Genomic DNA, 1704 nt, shown 5'->3' with positions numbered 1-1704 from the left:
CAGAACAGGCGCCGTTCCCGAGATCGCGGGGAGCACATGGTCACGACGAAGGAGGCCCGTCGGTGTCTACCGTGTCCGACTCGCCACCCCGTGATGCGCCGCTCTCGACGAGTCGCGGACGCTACACGCAGGCCGCCATCGACGCCGCGGTCTGCCTGGTGATCGCCGGAAAAAGTAACAGCTGGGCTGAGATACGACCTGCTGCAACCTTACTCAGGCATAACCTGGCTCAGACCCAGAACCGCACGCAGCGGCATCGTCGTTACCGCGCAATCCACCACAAGGAGAACCACTGAGGTGACTCGCACCGCCGGCACCCCCGGAGTCGTCCGTGAATTCATCGGTCTGCCATCGCCGACCGGTCGACGCGCCGCCGCGGGCGGACACCCGTGCCAGGGGTTGTACTACCGGGGCGTCGGACGCAAGCCGAAAGTCGCCGTGATCGCCGCGCACTATCAGATCGACTTCTCCGAGCACTATCTCGCTGATTACCTGGCCACCAGGGGGATCGGATTTCTGGGCTGGAACACCCGCTTCCGCGGATTCGAGAGCAGCTTTCTGCTCGACCACGCGCTGGTCGACATCGGCGTCGGCGTACGTTGGCTGCGCGACACCCAGGCGGTTGAAAGGGTTATCCTGCTGGGCAATTCCGGCGGAGGCTCGCTGATGGCCGCCTACCAGGGGCAGGCGACGAACCCACACGTGACGCCGGTGCCCGGCATGCGACCGGCGGCCGGACTGACCGATTTGCCGCCCGCCGATGGCTACGTGGCGAGCGCGGCGCACCCCGGCCGGCCTGATGTATTGACGGCGTGGATGGATGGTTCCGTTGTCGACGAGAAAGATCCGATCGCCACTGACCCCGACTTGGACCTGTTCGACGAGCGAAACGGGCCGCCGTTTTCGCCGGATTTCTTGACCCGATACCGCGAGGCGCAGGTCGCCCGCAACCACGCCATCACCGATTGGGTCGAGGACGAGCTGAAACGTGTTCGCGCGGCCGGTTTTTCAGATCGGCCTTTTACCGTGATGAGAACCTGGGCCGACCCACGGATGGTCGATCCGACGATCGAGCCGACGCAGCGCCAGCCCAACACGTGCTACGCCGGGTTACCGGTCAAGGCCAACCGGTCGGCCCACGGCATCGCCGCGGCGTGCACCTTGCGCAGCTGGCTGGCGATGTGGAGCCTACGCACCGCCCAGACTCGCGCCGAGCCACATTTGGCCCGGATCACCTGCCCTGCGCTGGTGATCAATGCCGACGCCGACACCGGCGTGTTCCCGTCAGACGCCGCACGCATCCACGACGCGCTGGCCAGCACCGACAAGTCCCGGTGCGCGATCAACACCGACCACTACTTCACCACCCCTGGTGCACGCAGCGAGCAGGCTGACATCATCGCCAAATGGATTGCCAAAAGGTGGCGCTGAGTGTCCTCGCACACTTCATTCCCGGTCCCAAGGTGCTGGCCCATGTGATCAACCAACCCACCGGTTGTTAGCTTGGAAGTCGAGCCGTCACAAGCCCCGGGAATTCCAAGGAAGGCGACCAATGCCGATCGCAATCAACCCTGAGCATCAAGACCTGGCCGACTCCGTGCGGTCGCTGGTGGCGCGGGTAGCGCCTTCGGAGGTCTTGCACGCCGCACTGGAGACACCGGTCGACAACCCGCCGCCGTATTGGCAGGCCGCGGCCGACCAAGG

The 1704-nt window shown here is 65.3% G+C and carries 2 protein-coding genes; both read left to right on the top strand.

What is annotated here, in order from left to right; all coding sequences use genetic code 11:
• The first annotated feature begins 297 nt into the window (after window positions 1–297).
• Entirely contained in the window at window positions 298–1431 is a 1134-nt protein-coding gene (locus AC2VOG_RS20165) for an alpha/beta hydrolase family protein (protein ID WP_486941589.1), read from the top strand.
• Window positions 1432–1552: 121 nt separating this feature from the next.
• Window positions 1553–1704: hypothetical protein (locus AC2VOG_RS20160; RefSeq protein ID WP_486941590.1), on the top strand; the 152-nt coding region annotated here is incomplete at its 3' end.

This window comes from Mycobacterium sp. TH-M11 (assembly GCF_057473725.1).
Note: the sequence above shows the minus strand (reverse complement) of the source record. Positions and strands in the feature narration are given on the sequence as shown.